Source organism: Streptomyces sp. NPDC089799 (assembly GCF_040684755.1).
Lineage (GTDB): Bacteria > Actinomycetota > Actinomycetes > Streptomycetales > Streptomycetaceae > Streptomyces.
Genome location: NZ_JBFBGR010000065.1, coordinates 1 through 14,621, shown reverse-complemented (window position 1 = coordinate 14,621; position 14,621 = coordinate 1). Strand labels below are relative to the sequence as shown.

Genomic DNA, 14,621 nt, shown 5'->3' with positions numbered 1-14,621 from the left:
GCAGTCGCGGACACGCGAAGCCGGTACGTGTACCGGGCGTGCCCGGCCGTATCGGCTATTGCGGTCGTCATGGTGATCAAACTATTCGACCCCACCGACAATCCGAGAAAGCACAGGTCAGAGCAGATGTGCAGAGAACTCCGCCGCTACGCGGCTCCGCTCCAGGGACCCATTCCTCCCCGGCCTGAAGGCCGGGGCATCCTGGGAGAAGTCAGGTGACGGGTGATGACCTTCAGAGGCGGCGCAGGAATCATCTGCCGAGGCTAACGCCCAGCTCAGACACGGGGTGGGCGAGGGCGGGCCTGCGCGATCCGCCGGCCGGCGCACCCATGCGCCACACCGTCATCTTCGCTGCGCACGACGAGTCACGCCGGAAACCTACAGCAGGCGATTCCCCCGACTTTTGTCCGCGGACAAAAGTCGGGCCCCCGGCCAAGGGCTGTCCCGTAACGGTACTGATGGGTGGGACGATCGTCCCGTGGCGCCCCGCCCCAGTGACCGAGAGGGTCAACCCAGCTCAGCCCCGTCAGAGCCGGCAGGCTTCGGCGGCCTCTGGTGACCGCACTCCAGTCGGGTTCCGTTGGCGTCGGTCACTGTGTACTCCAGGACGATCTTGGTCGGGTCGCCGTCCTCATAGGGCCACACCGTGATCCCTCCCTCCCAGACGAGGGTGGAGAACCAGACATCGATCCCCTCGGCTTCAGGTGCGACCGTGAAGACCTCGCCGGGCTTCAGGTAGAAGTCCTCGCCGTACGGCTCGATGAAGAGACAGAGATCGCCATTGCCTGCGTTCTCCACAGGCAGCCTGCTGCGTCCCACTCGTCCCCCCAGACCGCCACTCCGATGAGCCTCTCCACAGTAGCCGCCTGCACAGGCTCACCGGGCTCAAGCAGCCTGTCCCTTTCAAGTCCGGGACAGCCCTTGGGTGGGGCTCTGATCCGCAGTTCGTCGGTCCAGCCCCCCAGCCACAGGCAGCAAGGTCAGTCGCCAGCCCCAAAGCCGAGGTGGACAGCGGCGATGTCGCGCACTTGGGTGACGGCTTCGGGTGCGAGCTCCGACAAGAGGGGCAAGGCGTGGTGCCAGCCCGCCCCTGCAAGCGCATCGCGTACAAAGCCGGTAGCCGCCTGAAGGTCCGCAGGAGCGTCCGCGGAGGCTGCCAAGGCGAGCGGCCGGACCGTACGCGTGAACGGTCCGGCTGCCGCGGCATCGTTCGTCGGCGACGGTCGGACGGGCACCCGTGCCAGCTGTCCGGCTACGGCGGCGAACGCGGCAGCGCGACTCTCCGGCGACCGAAGACGTTCGGCAACCTGCCGCGCGCTCTCGATGTCACCCAGCACCGCGTGCGCCACCGCAAGGCCGCCCGTCGGGAACCGCTCGGGATCGCACGACCGCAGCTCGCCGGTCAGCCAGTCCAACTGGCAGCCGGCGTCGTCCCCGTCCCTGATCCGCAGCAGGGCGTGGACGAGAACGGTCTCCGGCCGCCACGCTTCTCGCCCCTCGCCGGTGTACTCGAGCGCGATTTCGATCGCGTCCTCGAGCCGCTCCCGGCACGACTCCCATGCAGCGGGCAGCAGCTCAACCAGGCTCGGCAGCAGCAACGCCATACCCCGCGGCCTGTTCCGGCTGGCGAGCAGGCGCTCGCACTCCCCGTCCATCAGAGCGGCTGCCCAGGCCGGGTCGTAGGCAGCCGCCTCCACGGCGACGGCGATCCTCGCCTGCCGGGCCGCGGGCCGCCATGCCATCCGCTCACCGCGGTCCGTCGGCTCAGCCCGTTGAATGAGCTCCAGTGCGGCGTCCCTCTCCCCTACGCAGGCCAGGGCCTGAGCCGCGAAGGCCCACGCGTCGGCGACACCGGCCTCCTCGTCGCCGTCAGGAGTGACAGCCCCGGCCACCCCGGCGCCCTCTGCTGCTTCTGCTGCCTCGCGGGCATGCCTGCTCGCTTCATCCGTACGGGATCGAGCGTCAGCGCCGCCACGACATCCCGTTCTCCGCCATCGCCGTCGTGTCCGACCCCACCCCGGCCGACGCCGCCCGCTTCTACGAGTTCTTCGCCGACCTGGGCGTCAACACCCTCGGCGTGAACGTCGAAGAGGAGGAGGGCGTCAACACCAGCGCCAAGACCACCGACCCCGCGCGGACGGCGGACTTCTGGACGGCCCTCGCCGACGCCTGGCGGATCAACCCGGCTGTACGGCTGCGCGAGGTGCAGCGGGTCCTCAACTTCGCCGGCGCTGTCCTCCAGGGCCACGACGTCGCACCTCTCCCGGCTTCCTCTCCCTGGGACCCGCTCCCCACCGTCGCCTACGACGGCGGCGTGGTCATGCTCTCGCCCGAGCTGGCCGGGTTCACCGACAGCCGGTTCGGCGACTTCACCACCGGCAACGTGCTCAAGGACGGCCTGGACGTCCTCGTGGCCGAAGCCGAGCAGCGCACCCCCTGGATCCCCGAGTTCTGGCAGGGCGTCGACGCCTGCCGCGCTACCTGCCCCGCCTTCACCTTCTGCGGGGGCGCCCACGCCGCCAACCGTTACTTCGAGCACGACGGCCGGTTCGACGGCACCAGGACCCGGTACTGCACCACCTCCAAGATCGCCTTACTCGAAGGAGTGACACGACATGCTCGCGAATACCGCCCCTGACGCAACCACGCTCGTGATGGACTCGGCGGAGGGGTTCAGGTCCCTCCTGGAGGCCGCCGGCTCCGCTGCCGTCCCGCGCTGGGGCAACGCCTGGAGCAACACCGACTTCGAGAACTACATGGCCGCGTCCACCTTCGACAACCGCCCCACGTGGGACAACCCGGGTGCGTCCTTCGACAACCGGCCCACCTGGGACGACTGGAGCAAGAGCAAGTAGCCGCGCCGTCGGGGCGGTCCTGCCACAGCGCGGGGCCGCCCCGGCACCAACAAGGAGCACACCCATGTCCACGCGCACCTTCGGCCACGCCACGATCACCCTGCCCGAGCTGGACGACCCCGGCCTCCACCTCTCCCGTGTCGACACCCTCGACAGCCCTCGCGGCACCGTCCAGGAGTTCACGTACGGAGACGCGGACCTGCGCTCGCTCGACCTCTCGGACGCCCGTCTCGTCACCGGCCGCATCACCGGCATGCACACGAAGCGGGCCGAGTTCGAGGCCCTCAACCTGCACCGCGTGGAGATCACCGGCAGCGACCTCGGAACGGCCCGCTGGACCGAGAGCAAGCTGACCCGCGTCCACATCCGCGACTGCAAGCTCATGGGCGCCGCCCTGGACGGCCTCGTGCTCGACGACGTCCTCTTCGAAGGCTGCAAATTCGACTACGCCACCTTCGAGAAGGTCCGCGCCACCGGCCCCGTCGCCTTCACCGGCTGCGCCTTCACCGAGGCAGCGTTCACCGACTGCGACCTGGCCGACGCCGTGTTCTCCGAGTGCACGCTGCGCCTCACCGAATTCGGCGCCGGCCGGTACCGGAACACGGACCTACGCGGAAACGACCTCTCACACATCCGCGGCGTCGCCAACCTCTCCAAGATCCTCATCAACCCCGCGCAGCAGGCCGACCTCGCCGAGGCCCTCGTGGCCGACCTCGACATCACCCTGGAAGACGACTGACCGGGAGACTCCATGCCCCTGCACATCGCCTACGGTGACCAAGCCGCGCTCCGCGCCCGCTGCGAGGTCGCCGCCGTCCGCACCACCCGCGAGAACGAGAGCACCTACGAGCCCGGCGCGATCATCCCCGCCGGGCAGTGGCGGCCCATGACCGACATGGACGTCAAGTCCCTCACCGCGCCCCGCAGGCCCCTCGACAGCACGCTGGTGGAGATCGTCCGGCCCCCGTTCCGTGACGGTCTCCCGCTCGAAGACCTGGCTCAGCCGCTGGGAGATCCGGACGCCGTGTACCTCGGGCAGGCCCTGGCCAAGCCCGACATGGTCACCACCACCGACAACTACCAGGACGGCCGGCTGCTCGGGCTGCACCTCGACAACTGGGACAAGCTCAAGTACGCGGACAAGCACACCGGCCGGCGGCGGCTGTGCCTCAACCTGGGCCCCGGGACGCGGTACATCATCCTCGGCACCGTCGACGCCCAGACCGTCTGCCGCACGGTGCACCCCGCCGACTTCGTCCACCGGTACCCCCACACGAACGACTTCCGCGCCTACGTCGCCGACGGCCGCCCCATCCGGGTCTTCCGGATACGCCTTGCTCCGGGCGAGGGCTACCTGGCCCCCACCGAGTACCTGCTGCACGACGGCTCGACCGAGGGCGAAGACGACCCCTCGGCCGCCGCATTCTGGCTCGGCGACTGGGCAGCCGGCACCCTCCCGTCCCTGGTCTGAGGTTGTGGGAGCATCACCCCCATGGCCAAGCACCGCCGACCCGGACCGCCCAACCAGCCCTCCCGCGCTGTTCCCCGCGTCGACTCCGCCGACCCCCTCGCCGCATACAACAGACGTCGCCGAGCCCCCATGGACGTCGAGCGCCGTCATCGGCCCGTGCATGGCGGAGGCAGCCACGTCCGCCCCGACGAACCCCGCATCCTGGAGGAATGGGACGGCTTCGCCTACGTCGTGGTCGGCACCGCTCCCGGCCTCGCTGCGGCCAAGGCGTGGGCGGCATCCTCCCCGCCCTGAAGGGCAGAGCGCTGCGCAAGATCAGAGGTAGTCCGTCCGGCACACCGCGAAGGAGACCACCACGTGATCGACGAATCGTGGGAGAAGTTCGGCGGGTTCCCGGCCGCCGAGGAGCCGTGGGGCCGGTTCGCCTGGACCCAGTACAGCGCCCACGGGCCCGGCCTGGAACTCATCCACACCGGCCCCGGCAAGCGTGTCCTGGACCTCGGCATGGGCAAGGGCGACAACCTCGCCCTCGTGGCCCGCACAGGGGCCGCAGCGGTCGGCGTGGACATCTCCGCGCCCCAGGTCGAAGCAGCCCGGGAGCGCTTCGGCGACCTGATCGAGGTCCACCACGCGCGGGCCGAGGAGTACCTGGCCGAGCACGAGGCCGAGTTCGACTCCGTGTACTCCGTCTTCGGCGCGGTCTGGTTCACCGACCCGGCCGTCCTGCTACCCCTCGTGCACCGCGCGCTGAAGCCGGGCGGCCGCTTCGTGTTCTCACACCTGCCGCCGTCCGGCGAGTGTCCCGGGCCCCACGAGTACGACATGTACGGGCCCGACAACAAGGAGCTGCTGCCCATCACCCGCTGGTGCTACCGGCCCTACATGTGGGAGAAGAAGCTCCTGAACGCCGGATTCACTACCGCCACCGGCCGGCGGCTGCCCTGCCCGAAGGACAAGCAGACCATCGGCACGCTGATCGTGGAGGCCACCGCATGACCACGATGCCTTCCGTCGACCAAGCCCAGCACCGGGTCGACGTCCACGTCCTGCTCTACGGCCATGAAGGCGCCCTCCTCCTCGGCCGGCGCCGGAAGAAGCCTGTCTGGGAGGGCCACTACCAACTCCCCTCCGGCCGCCTTGATCCGGCGGAACCCCTCCGCGCCGGAGCAGCGCGTGAGCTCCAGGAGGAGACCGGCGTCACGGTCGCGCCGGACGCGCTGGAGATGGTCCACGTCACCCACCACCGCAGCCCCTACGGCACCGATCGCGTCGGCTTCTTCTTCGCCGCCCGCGAATGGACCGGCCCCGTCGTCAACGCCGAGCCCGAGCTCTGCGAGGGATGGGAGTGGTGGCCGCCCCACGGCCTGCCCGCCCCCCTGCCGCCCTACCTCGCCGAGGCCCTGGAACACATCGCTCACGGCCGCGCTTACGCCGAGTACGGGTGGACCCGCTGACCTCTCGGCCCGCAGACGAGCGCCCCGCCTCCAGCAGCACCGGAGAGCGGGGCACCGTCATACGCAGATCACCACCACAGCGGGGTGCTGTAGACGTCCACCACCGGCAGCACCTCTTCCGGAGGTACCGGCGGCCCGGGGGCATCCGTCTTCCTGTGCTTGGCCGCCTCCCGCATCCACGAGCGTCCCGTCCACGGTTTCTTCAGTGCCCCTGCGGCCTCCCGCTCGGCGACGGTGAGCTGTTCGACCCGGTGATGGATCCCTCCACGGCCCCGGTATGGCCGCCTTCCCCAGCGAGTCACGCTCACTGCGGAGCACGGAGCGGCGGCCTGGCGCGGGGTCCTGGCGGACGGGCACAGATCGGTGCGGCTGGAGGAGGCGGGGGCCGTCTACTACAGGCGGCCCCGCGCACGAGCTGAGGAGTGCTCAGCCATGGTTCCCAGAGCCGCACGAAGCCACATACGTCTAGCCCGGTTTGCCGGATTCGGCGAAAGTGCTTCAGAACAGCGGCTTACCCGCATAGAGTCCCAGCTCAGCGAGCCTGCTCCCCGCACGCGCGGGGATGACTCCAACGCGTACGTGATGGGCCGTTTCGCCACTCTCGCTCCCCGCAAACGTGGGGATGATCCCTGATCTACGAACGCGTACCCGGCTCAGGCGCCATGCCTGCCCTGCTGCCGCGTCCGCACGAGGCTCCATCCGCCGCAACGCACACGCTGAAGACCCTTTCCCGGCGACCGTGGGCCGGCTCGGGGCTACGGCCGCTGCCAGGTACGCAGTCTGTCGGCCACGTCGAAGACCGTGGTGCGGAGCATACGGATGTCGGTGATGAGGTCCCGCCACTGCTCGTACGGGGCGTCTACGGTCCTGCCCGACGCCTCGATGTACGCGACGGCCACTCCGTATGCGAAGTACTCGTTGTGCTCGGGCAGCGGACGGAGCAGGACGAGGGCCTCCAGCAGCGCGGCGGCGCGCCAGTAGGCGTCCGGGCGGTCCACGCTCAGGCTGGGGGTGTTCACCCGGTGCCGGGCGACCGCGGCGACCATCGCGGAGTGGTCCGCCACCTCCACGTCCTTGAACAGCGCTTCCTGACGCTCGAGCAGCCAGCGGTGGTCAATGTGCAGTTCCACTCATGCCGCCCGCGTGCCGGTCCGGCCGAAAACCGAGTCCGGGCCGAAGTCGCGCTCAAAGCCCTCGCGGAAGCCGGGACGGCGTACCGCCTCGTCGAACGCCCGCGTGGCGCGGGCGAGCCCGGCCTCGTTCTCCTGCTCGGCGGCAAGCTCGGCAAGGTAGGCGGACAGGCTGAGTCCCCTTGTGGCGGCGAGCGCGGTGAGGCGCTCGTGAACGTTGGTGTCGACCTCGACGGAGGTGGTGTTCTCCATCCTCCGAGTATGCGCACCCGCGGGGCGGCACGGTAGTCATTCCCGGACGGCCAGGCCGAGGCACGTACTACACGGCTGGGCGGGGCTTGGGCACCGAGCCTGAAGAGCCGAACAGCGGCGACAGTGTCCGCCCGGTCGGCCACCTCGGCAACAGGGGAGCAGGGAGAGAGGGGAAGCCCCCATGAGCAGGGTGTATGCCCAAGCCCACCGGGTCCAACGCGTACTCGCTGCGCCCATGCCGGGGATTCGATCGCGCACCTTGGTCGCGGGTTTCAGTCGCCCAGGCAGGGAGGTCCGTCCAGGTCCTCGATCACTGCCGACGAGAAGACGGCGCCCGCGAGCCAGGCGTCTTTGTCGGGGCCCGAGGCCGGGACGACGAGCCGGCGCCGCGTCCAGGGGGCCGACTGCCCGGGCAGGTCGATGGACGCCGCTGCCCAGAGCCCGTCCTCGGCTTCGTAGAAGGACAGCTCCCGCAGCCGGGCGCCCCGCTCCGAGAGCGTCTGCTGCAGGCCCTCGGTCACCTCGGCGCGGAACTCGTCGAGGTACCGGGCGAGGGATTCGGGGGTCGCCCTCACCAGCACCCGTAGTCGTAGTCGTACGCGGTGATGACGCCTACAAGGCCCGTCGGAGCCACGTCCTCATGGATGTCCCTTCCTGCGAACGGCCCGTCCACGTAATGGACCACGGCGCCAGCTCACCGGCCCGCCGGACGATGGTCAAGGCAGCCACTCCCCGAGCCGTGTGAAACCACCCAGGCGAGGGGGCGTGTCCGCGTCAGCACTGTCGAGGAATTTTCGGTGGCCCGCCAGACTGTCGGCCGCGCCGGCCTAGGCACCGCCGTTGATGAAGTCCTGAAATCGGCCGCGCTCCAGTGGGCCGGCTTCAGGAGTCGCTGGCGTTGATCCCACCCCGGTTGACGACACATTGACCCACCCTCCAGCGGATGGGGGCACCACGCCACTCCGGTCTGCCTCGCCCGTGCGAGGCCGATCGGCGAATTGCGAATCAGTGGAAGTTCCATGCTTCGCCGGGCAACGAATGCCACAGGTCGAGCCAGCCAGGGAGCAGGAAGAGCGGTCGGGTCAGCAGGGTGTCGCTGGCTCGCTGGGACCGGATGGCCAGGCCAAGGTCGGCGAGACCGGGTCGGCAGCAGGGCTGTACGTCAGGCTGCCGGGCCGGGCCGTGCAGTGGACGAGCCAGTCCTCCACACGGGAGGGCGCTCAGCCGGTCAGCGGGGCTGCGACGAGGCCGGCGTCAGCCCGACGCGGCGATCGCTGGGGTCGGGATCGAAGTCGCCAGCTGCGGTGAGGCTCTCGATGAATGTCGTGAAGTCACCGGCCAGGAGGAGCGCGGTGTCGAGGTCGGTGTCGAACCAGGTGACCGATGGGTTGCCGTCCGGGCCACAGACTCGGTAGTCGAGCCCGATCCAGCAGTGTCCGTCGCCACAGAGCAGCACGATCGGCGACGGCAGCCCCCACTCTGCTACCAAGTACGGGGTGTCGAGCAACGACGTCATCTGCTCACGCGGTCCGATCCCCATCAGGAAGTCGAAGGGAACGTGTTCTTCGCTCCACGAGGTCGGCTGACTGGTGGGGCACGCATCGTGGTCAGCAGCCACGATGCCGCCGTTTTGAACCCGTAGAAGATCAACCAGGGTGGAGGGCAGCGTCACGCCGAGCACAAGCTCAGCCTCTCGCAGCGTCTCGTCCGTCAGAGGCGGCTGGACGCCGTAGTCACCATCGGCCCAGAACGTTGCCATGACCTCGTCGAATCGCGCCATGGCACGCAGCCTACGGCCCAGCTACAAGATCATCGCAGGAACAAGGTGGTCGAGCGCACGATCAACGCTCTCAAGGGCTTCCGTGCCGTGGCCACTCGCCTACCGCAGGACGGGCCGGTTGGCGGAGGTGTACTCGTCCGCGATGTCGAACACACTGGCACAGTGTGGGCATTCGGCCTTGCCGAAGAGGTGGGCGATCTTCAGGAGCTCGCACAGCTCCTACAGGACGTGGCCCGCGCGCTCACCACCGGCAAGCCGGACGAGCCCCACACCCCCACCACACGCGACCGCTGAGGGGCCACCCACCGCATGCCGCCCGGGTCACTTGGGCGGCAGCTCGGCCGTCGCGTCCAAGGCCACCCGCAGCCACTCCTCCAGCGCCTCGTCGTCCAGGGCCACCCCGGCCACGTACACCCAGCCCTTCGACACCCGCCCCTTGACCTCGAACGGCCGCGCCCCTGGCCGGGCGAGCGCCTCGGCCATGTCCTCCTGCGCCACCCGCAGGAACAGGTCGTCCCCCTCCACGCCGCCCAGCGTGTTGCCCTGCAGCAGGAACGCGACCGCACCGAACATCTTCTTCTCGGCCACCGCGCCATCCACCTCCAGCCGCTCCCGGACCCGCTCCGCCAACGCCTCGTCATACGCCATGAACCGAACCTAACCGCACCCCCCGGCCACGCTCGCCCAGGACCGCGCCCCAGACCCGCCGACACTGCAGCGGCATCCGCCCTTCAAGAAACCAACCCCCTGCACGACCTATCAACCGGGCGCGCCCGAACCCAACCCGCCGGACGGGCCTTGGCCCAGCCGACCGGCCCCGGGGTTCCCAGGGCCCAGCTGCCAGCGGTATACCCAGAGCCCGGAGTGGGCGATCGCTAGTTCAGAGAAGACACCAACCCGAAGCTCAGAACCCCGGACCACACAGGCCTGGCCATCGCCGCTCACCGCCCTCTGCCGTTCCCCCCGGGGCCGGGCGTCTTCCCCGAGCGGGCACCGGTCACCCCTTGCCGCTCGACCGGCTTCCCGGCGGCAGGCCGTCAGGGGTCGGTGAGGCCCAGCTCCCGGGCGGTAGCGCAGATCCCGCACGCCTCGACCCCGGCATTCCGCAGCACGTCCAGGACCTGCTCCCGCGTGGCGGGCCGGGTACGGCCCGAGGCCAGACGGCAGTCCCCGGCATGGACCAGCATCGGGGCACCTTCACGTCCGATCCCGTATTGGATCTTCCACTCGATGACCGGAGCCGGCACCGGGCCCGCCCGGGCCGCCTCGGCCACCCGCTCACCCTTCTCGATCTCGGCGATCCGCTCCCGTATCAGCTCCAGCAGCAGCACACACCACTGCTCCAGCACCCGCAGCCGGCCCAGGTCCGGCGGGAGCAGCCAGTCCACATCCCGGTCCGCGTCCACGGCGGCTACGCCTCCTCCGGCACGCACGACTCCACGCGCTTGAGCGCCATGCGGGCCTTCACCCGCTGACCGGCCTCCACCGCGGCCCAGAACGGGTGGGTGGCGAGGGCTTCGGCCAGGCGCCGCATCCGCCGCTCCATCCGCGCCCGCACGTCCTTCTGCTCGTCGGTGTAGCCGCTGGCCTGCACATCGCCGCGGTGGGAGTAGCGGTGCTCCGATGCCGGCCAGCCAGGCATCGGCAGGCGTACGGGGTAGTCGCAGGCGGTCACACCGATATCGCATAACTGCTCGAATACCTGATTCCGGTTGGCCGCGGTCGGCAGACGGGTGATCGTGGCGAAGTGATCTCCGTGGATTTCCCCCAGGACCTGATCCGGCTCAAGCAGAACCAGATCAGCCTCTACAACCGCATGACCGCCGACCCCGCCCTGCGCACCACCCTCGCGGCCGACCTCGTCCGTGCGGGCCTGGCCGTCTCCGGCGAGCGGGCCTGCCTTCCGCGCCCAGCTTCTCGCCACAAGGGCCGCCCCAGCATGCTCTCGGAGCGTGGCGGCACCTTCGACGTGCACCCTGCCCCGCCGACCGCGGCCCGGCAGGAAGACGCCGAAATCACCGGGAACGAGGTCTGAGCCGGATGGGTGGCAGGTGAACACGCCGGGAGAGCCTGCGGTTGGTGGAGGACGTGCGCGCGGGGTTGGATGCCGCAGATATCACTGTAAGGCTTGGCCGCACCCCCGCCGGGGTTCAGTCCCGTGTGCGGAAGCTGACGCCTCGGGAGGCCGGCCTGGGTCGACGTCGCCCGGTGAGCCGGTTGTGGAACAGGCCGAGGGCGATCGCCACCGCGATGGCGACGAGGTGTTCGCGGCCCGCGAGGTTCGGTTCGGCGATCGACCTGAGGATCATCGAGCCGCCGGTGACCAGGAAGAGCACCGGAGCCCGCCGGACGACCGCGACATGGGTGAACAGGGCCACGATGGCGGCGGACGGCCCGGTGTCCACGACGTGTGCGGTCTCGGCGGGCAGGCCCCACCAGTAGGGGCCGAGCGCGATCATGATCCGCGCGCTGAAGGTGCCGGCCAGCGTCGATGCGTATGCGACGAGCACGGTCCGGGTGCGCCCGAGGGACAGCTGCGCGAGCGCGAACGCGATGAACAGCTGGGGCAGCCCGGGCCAGGCGGACAGGTCCCGGGCGGGCACGAACAGCGACACCGGGGTCCGCAACAGCACCAGCAGGACCGGCTGGTCGCCCCGGACCCCCGCGATCACCTGGACGAAGGCGCCGCCGTGCCGCGTCTGGTCCAGCGCGTGCAGACCGATCACCGCGACAACGGCCAGCAGCGCCACCGAAATGCCGGTCAGCCCCCGCCGCACGGCCTGCCGGACCGTGTCCATGACAATTACCTGGAACTCCTGGTACAGGGCCCGCCCTAGGAACCTCGCGAACCGGAGGAGTTCCAGATCTGGTCGCCGCCACGGTGAAGGAACAGCGGGAGCCGCCACTCCGGCACCGACCCCGGCACCGATGGCATCGTCTGGCCGCACCACGCCCTCGGCGCCAGCGGCAGCTCCGGCACCGGAATCGGCATCGCCTCCGGCCATCGGCCGAACCACGACCCGGACTTCGGCCCCGGCAGGACGGTCGGCCCCCGGACCGGCCGCGCTGCCGTTGTCGCACGGGCGGTCGTCGCGGACTTCGACGCCGCCACCGACTTCCTGCGTCACTGGTTCCCCGCCCCCATGCTCGTTCCGCCGGGCAGAGGTGGCCCAACTGGCCGCGGCCGAACGCCCGGACGAATTCCGTCCCGGACGATTCTCTCCCACCGCGGCGCGGACACTGGGCGCACCGCCTCCGACAGGGGGCCTGGCAGCACCCCCGGCCGGGGCCGCACAGGCCCAGGGTTTCGGCCCGTGGCCTGCAGCAGGGTGATCAACATCGGCCTGCGCACAGCACGGCGCGGGCAGCACGAACGACCGAAACAGGGGCATCGAGATCGCGGCCGCGCTCGCATACGCGCGGACCGGCTCCACCGGGAGCGGCACAACGCCGTGGTGGAGCTGCGGGGTGCCCTGCGGGTGTTCATTCGTGACGGGCACCGGAAAGCAACGGGGCGCTGGAAGAAGGACAGGTGACGGTGGTGAGCCGTTTGAACGACGACAGCCGCGACCGTCCGGCGTCGGCTGGGCTGGTGGAGCTGATGGCGCAGCAGGGTGGCCAGAGGGCTCCTGGGACCGGCCGGGCGGTGACTTCGTTCCGCTGACCGGCCTGTACGGGCTGGACCGGGACGGGTGGGAACGGGCGAACTCGCAGTACCTGCTGGGGTCCAAGGCCCTGGCGCGCGGGAAGCTCGCCCTGGCCGCAGACTGGCTCGGCCAGCCAGCAGCAGCCGGGCACTCAGGGGCAATGTTCCGGATGGTCGCGCTCACGGTCCGCGCCGGGGCGGACTGGGCCGATGAGGCACGCTTCCTGCTGGCCGAAGCCGCCCGGCACGGCCACGGTGACGCCGCGCGGCTGCTGGCAGGGCCGGCACGCCGCCGCCCTCCCGTCGACGCGGACACGCTGGAGACCCCGAATACTTCGAAGAAATCCGGGAGGGACTCGGCGTGCCCGCGCACATCCTGCACCCCGGCAGTTCGTCCTCCCCCGCCAGACACGACGCCGACGGCGTGGCGGAGGAGCGTGAAGAGACCGACGGGAGGCAGCCGCGGCTGTTCCTCGTGCTTGCCCCTCAGGTTCCACAGTAGAGCCCGCCTCCGCATGGCCCGAAACGCCTGTGGCAGACACCGCACGCACGCAGCTGGCTGCGCTCTCCGCCGCCGGCCTGCAGCTACCAATCGCCGAACTGCAACCAAGCCGCCCAGCCACCGTGCTCCCCTTGCTACGGCAGGCCAAGACAGCGGAGGCAGGGGGCAGCGAGCCACAGGGACCGTGGTGGTCTGCCAACGCGCTGCGGCGGGCTGTCCTCAACGACATGGACCGACAGCGCAGCAGTCCTGCCCGCGTGCCGGAGAAATGGCAGGCCACCCAGCGGGCCCGCGAGCCATGCTGAACGGGCGCGGCACATGGCTCGCCCGGACAGGCCTCGACGGTATCGAGTCAGCCCTCGTCAAAACCGCGGAAGGTCCCTGATTCATCAGCAGCGTCGGCGAACTCCGCAAAGTCCATGTTGGCGATGCTCAAGTTGGCCGAGACATCAGGGAACCACTGCGCAGGAAGCCTGAACGTCCGCCCGGGCTCGTCCGAGAGGTCCACGGCCAGGAGCGAGTGATGCGGATCCTCCATCGTGGCCGCGTCGGCCAGGAAGACGTGGATGATCTGGGCTTCTTCATCCGCAGCAGCCTCTTCATCCACCAATGCCCGGACCCCCACGCCGGCGAAGCGAAGCTCGCTGACGTACGTGGCATGGCAGTACTCGTCGGCCGCGTCAAGCGCGGCTCGAACCGCGTCCCAGGCTCCGTCGTCACCGAAGTCGGTACGCAGCACCAGCGAGGTCAGATCATCAGGCTGAGGCAGAGGCATCCCGTGATCCTCGCACCCGCCGCTGACATCGACCGTCGCACCCACCGCACCTGCGGAACTCCAACCGCCTGACGATGCAATGATCCGCATCGCAAGCAGAGGACAGCCGGACGAAGCCCCGGTTGTTGTGCCCGCAGGACGAGGGGAAGTCCGTGCCTGCCACAAGACCGGCGAGTTCCCATGGGTTGGTGTAGTCCAGCTCGTTCCCACCGCTACTCGGCCGGGACCTGCCGCATGACCCCGCACCGCCGGAACAGCCACAGTCGGAGACTGAGCTGACAGCCGACGACCTCACCGCGTGGCGGTCTTGATGCGGATCCCGAATTTTGGATCTGGCACAACTTCTGTGGACCCAGGGAAGTGGCCTCCGCTCACGCATAAGGATTCGTCGACGGTGCACGGTGTCTCTACCCTTGGGCACAGCGAGAGTGCGCGCATTCCCGCAGGTTGCGGAGCCGTGGCAGAGCGGCCCATTGCATCGACGTGGGCGAGGTCCCTCTCACGGCGACTGACGGAGACGGGGCGGGCCTGCTCCCATCTGTCCGCGGGTTCGAATCCCGTCGGCACCGCAGCCGACCTGCCGCTGGTCCAGCGTCGGGACCTGCCGCGTCGCGCCAGGTCCACAGAAGTTGGCTCTGTCGCCATTTTGGGGGTGGCAGCATCTTGATCATGGTGAGAGCAGGATGCGGCGCCGTAGGAGATCGAAGTTCGCGCGGCCATACATTTGTCTCTTCAGCAGCTTGATCCTGGTGACGT

General features: G+C 69.8%; 20 protein-coding genes. 9 read left to right on the top strand and 11 right to left on the bottom strand.

The window, feature by feature from the left end; genetic code table 11:
- Positions 1 to 507: 507 nt before the first annotated feature.
- Together AB0O36_RS36430 and AB0O36_RS36425 are read right to left on the bottom strand one after the other, a co-directional pair.
- Positions 508 to 798: a hypothetical protein gene (locus AB0O36_RS36430; protein ID WP_365118156.1), complete on the bottom strand. Its 291-nt coding sequence runs from the start codon at positions 796 to 798 to the stop codon at positions 508 to 510.
- 182 nt (positions 799 to 980) lie between these two features.
- Complete coding sequence (locus AB0O36_RS36425; protein WP_365118154.1) at positions 981 to 1,892, bottom strand: hypothetical protein; 912 nt, start codon at positions 1,890 to 1,892, stop codon at positions 981 to 983.
- A 110-nt stretch (positions 1,893 to 2,002) separates the two neighbouring features.
- Between AB0O36_RS36425 and AB0O36_RS36420 the strand changes: the two genes are divergently transcribed.
- The 7 genes from AB0O36_RS36420 (at position 2,003) to AB0O36_RS36390 (ending at position 5,780) form a co-directional block, all read left to right on the top strand.
- Positions 2,003 to 2,638 carry a hypothetical protein gene (locus AB0O36_RS36420; protein WP_365118151.1) on the top strand — a complete coding sequence of 212 codons (636 nt, stop codon included), beginning with the start codon at positions 2,003 to 2,005 and terminating at the stop codon, positions 2,636 to 2,638.
- Complete coding sequence (gene amcA / locus AB0O36_RS36415) at positions 2,616 to 2,855, top strand: multiple cyclophane-containing RiPP AmcA (protein ID WP_365118148.1); 240 nt, start codon at positions 2,616 to 2,618, stop codon at positions 2,853 to 2,855. Before AB0O36_RS36420 ends, amcA begins: the two co-directional genes overlap by 23 nt.
- A 64-nt stretch (positions 2,856 to 2,919) precedes the next feature.
- Positions 2,920 to 3,594 carry a pentapeptide repeat-containing protein gene (locus tag AB0O36_RS36410; RefSeq protein ID WP_365118145.1) on the top strand — a complete coding sequence of 225 codons (675 nt, stop codon included), beginning with the start codon at positions 2,920 to 2,922 and terminating at the stop codon, positions 3,592 to 3,594.
- Positions 3,595 to 3,606: 12 nt separating this feature from the next.
- The gene (locus AB0O36_RS36405; protein WP_365118142.1) at positions 3,607 to 4,326 is read left to right on the top strand and encodes a hypothetical protein; all 720 of its coding nucleotides are present in this window, start codon (positions 3,607 to 3,609) and stop codon (positions 4,324 to 4,326) included.
- A gap of 21 nt (positions 4,327 to 4,347) precedes the next feature.
- The gene (locus tag AB0O36_RS36400; RefSeq protein ID WP_365118139.1) at positions 4,348 to 4,620 is read left to right on the top strand and encodes a DUF6087 family protein; all 273 of its coding nucleotides are present in this window, start codon (positions 4,348 to 4,350) and stop codon (positions 4,618 to 4,620) included.
- 63 nt (positions 4,621 to 4,683) lie between these two features.
- Positions 4,684 to 5,322 carry a class I SAM-dependent methyltransferase gene (locus tag AB0O36_RS36395; RefSeq protein ID WP_365118136.1) on the top strand — a complete coding sequence of 213 codons (639 nt, stop codon included), beginning with the start codon at positions 4,684 to 4,686 and terminating at the stop codon, positions 5,320 to 5,322.
- Entirely contained in the window at positions 5,319 to 5,780 is a 462-nt protein-coding gene (locus AB0O36_RS36390) for an NUDIX domain-containing protein (protein WP_365118134.1), read from the top strand. Before AB0O36_RS36395 ends, AB0O36_RS36390 begins: the two co-directional genes overlap by 4 nt.
- Before the next feature lie 755 nt (positions 5,781 to 6,535).
- On the opposite strand, the gene AB0O36_RS36385 is transcribed toward AB0O36_RS36390, so the two are convergent.
- The 4 genes from AB0O36_RS36385 to AB0O36_RS36370 all read right to left on the bottom strand — a co-directional run bounded on the left by AB0O36_RS36385 (position 6,536) and on the right by AB0O36_RS36370 (position 8,942).
- The gene (locus AB0O36_RS36385; RefSeq protein ID WP_365118132.1) at positions 6,536 to 6,910 is read right to left on the bottom strand and encodes a toxin Doc; all 375 of its coding nucleotides are present in this window, start codon (positions 6,908 to 6,910) and stop codon (positions 6,536 to 6,538) included.
- The gene (locus AB0O36_RS36380; RefSeq protein WP_365118129.1) at positions 6,911 to 7,162 is read right to left on the bottom strand and encodes an antitoxin MazE7; all 252 of its coding nucleotides are present in this window, start codon (positions 7,160 to 7,162) and stop codon (positions 6,911 to 6,913) included. It abuts the gene before it with no gap.
- A gap of 272 nt (positions 7,163 to 7,434) precedes the next feature.
- Entirely contained in the window at positions 7,435 to 7,737 is a 303-nt protein-coding gene (locus tag AB0O36_RS36375) for a hypothetical protein (protein ID WP_365118127.1), read from the bottom strand.
- A 653-nt stretch (positions 7,738 to 8,390) separates the two neighbouring features.
- Positions 8,391 to 8,942 (bottom strand): SMI1/KNR4 family protein, encoded by a 552-nt coding sequence (locus AB0O36_RS36370; RefSeq protein ID WP_365118126.1) that lies wholly within the window; start codon positions 8,940 to 8,942, stop codon positions 8,391 to 8,393.
- A 45-nt stretch (positions 8,943 to 8,987) separates the two neighbouring features.
- Here AB0O36_RS36370 and AB0O36_RS36365 point away from each other — a divergent pair, with 45 nt between their 5' ends.
- Positions 8,988 to 9,236, top strand: a complete 249-nt coding sequence (locus tag AB0O36_RS36365) for a hypothetical protein (protein WP_365118123.1) — start codon at positions 8,988 to 8,990, stop codon at positions 9,234 to 9,236.
- A gap of 27 nt (positions 9,237 to 9,263) precedes the next feature.
- On the opposite strand, the gene AB0O36_RS36360 is transcribed toward AB0O36_RS36365, so the two are convergent.
- The 3 genes from AB0O36_RS36360 to AB0O36_RS36350 form a co-directional block, all read right to left on the bottom strand.
- Complete coding sequence (locus AB0O36_RS36360) at positions 9,264 to 9,590, bottom strand: TfoX/Sxy family protein (protein WP_365118121.1); 327 nt, start codon at positions 9,588 to 9,590, stop codon at positions 9,264 to 9,266.
- 389 nt (positions 9,591 to 9,979) lie between these two features.
- Positions 9,980 to 10,348: a DUF6233 domain-containing protein gene (locus AB0O36_RS36355; protein ID WP_365118119.1), complete on the bottom strand. Its 369-nt coding sequence runs from the start codon at positions 10,346 to 10,348 to the stop codon at positions 9,980 to 9,982.
- Between the two features lie 5 nt (positions 10,349 to 10,353).
- Positions 10,354 to 10,617 carry a hypothetical protein gene (locus AB0O36_RS36350; RefSeq protein WP_365118118.1) on the bottom strand — a complete coding sequence of 88 codons (264 nt, stop codon included), beginning with the start codon at positions 10,615 to 10,617 and terminating at the stop codon, positions 10,354 to 10,356.
- Positions 10,618 to 10,689: 72 nt separating this feature from the next.
- On the opposite strand from AB0O36_RS36350, the gene AB0O36_RS36345 reads away from it, so the two are divergent.
- Positions 10,690 to 10,977, top strand: coding sequence for a hypothetical protein (locus tag AB0O36_RS36345; protein ID WP_365118115.1), 288 nt, complete (start codon positions 10,690 to 10,692; stop codon positions 10,975 to 10,977).
- Positions 10,978 to 11,092: 115 nt separating this feature from the next.
- On the opposite strand, the gene AB0O36_RS36340 is transcribed toward AB0O36_RS36345, so the two are convergent.
- Positions 11,093 to 11,740, bottom strand: a complete 648-nt coding sequence (locus AB0O36_RS36340; protein WP_365118112.1) for a hypothetical protein — start codon at positions 11,738 to 11,740, stop codon at positions 11,093 to 11,095.
- A 1,702-nt stretch (positions 11,741 to 13,442) separates the two neighbouring features.
- Positions 13,443 to 13,955, bottom strand: a complete 513-nt coding sequence (locus AB0O36_RS36335) for a hypothetical protein (RefSeq protein ID WP_365118110.1) — start codon at positions 13,953 to 13,955, stop codon at positions 13,443 to 13,445.
- Between the last annotated feature and the right edge of the window lie 666 nt (positions 13,956 to 14,621).

Coding starts and splice junctions, on each gene's coding strand:
- amcA (WP_365118148.1), top strand. CDS start 2,616: ATGCTCGCGAATACCGCCCCTGACGCAACCACGCTCGTGATGGACTCG.
- AB0O36_RS36410 (WP_365118145.1), top strand. CDS start 2,920: ATGTCCACGCGCACCTTCGGCCACGCCACGATCACCCTGCCCGAGCTG.
- AB0O36_RS36405 (WP_365118142.1), top strand. CDS start 3,607: ATGCCCCTGCACATCGCCTACGGTGACCAAGCCGCGCTCCGCGCCCGC.
- AB0O36_RS36400 (WP_365118139.1), top strand. CDS start 4,348: ATGGCCAAGCACCGCCGACCCGGACCGCCCAACCAGCCCTCCCGCGCT.
- AB0O36_RS36390 (WP_365118134.1), top strand. CDS start 5,319: ATGACCACGATGCCTTCCGTCGACCAAGCCCAGCACCGGGTCGACGTC.
- AB0O36_RS36380 (WP_365118129.1), bottom strand. CDS start 7,162: ATGGAGAACACCACCTCCGTCGAGGTCGACACCAACGTTCACGAGCGC.
- AB0O36_RS36370 (WP_365118126.1), bottom strand. CDS start 8,942: ATGGCGCGATTCGACGAGGTCATGGCAACGTTCTGGGCCGATGGTGAC.
- AB0O36_RS36360 (WP_365118121.1), bottom strand. CDS start 9,590: ATGGCGTATGACGAGGCGTTGGCGGAGCGGGTCCGGGAGCGGCTGGAG.
- AB0O36_RS36340 (WP_365118112.1), bottom strand. CDS start 11,740: ATGGACACGGTCCGGCAGGCCGTGCGGCGGGGGCTGACCGGCATTTCG.
- AB0O36_RS36335 (WP_365118110.1), bottom strand. CDS start 13,955: ATGCGGATCATTGCATCGTCAGGCGGTTGGAGTTCCGCAGGTGCGGTG.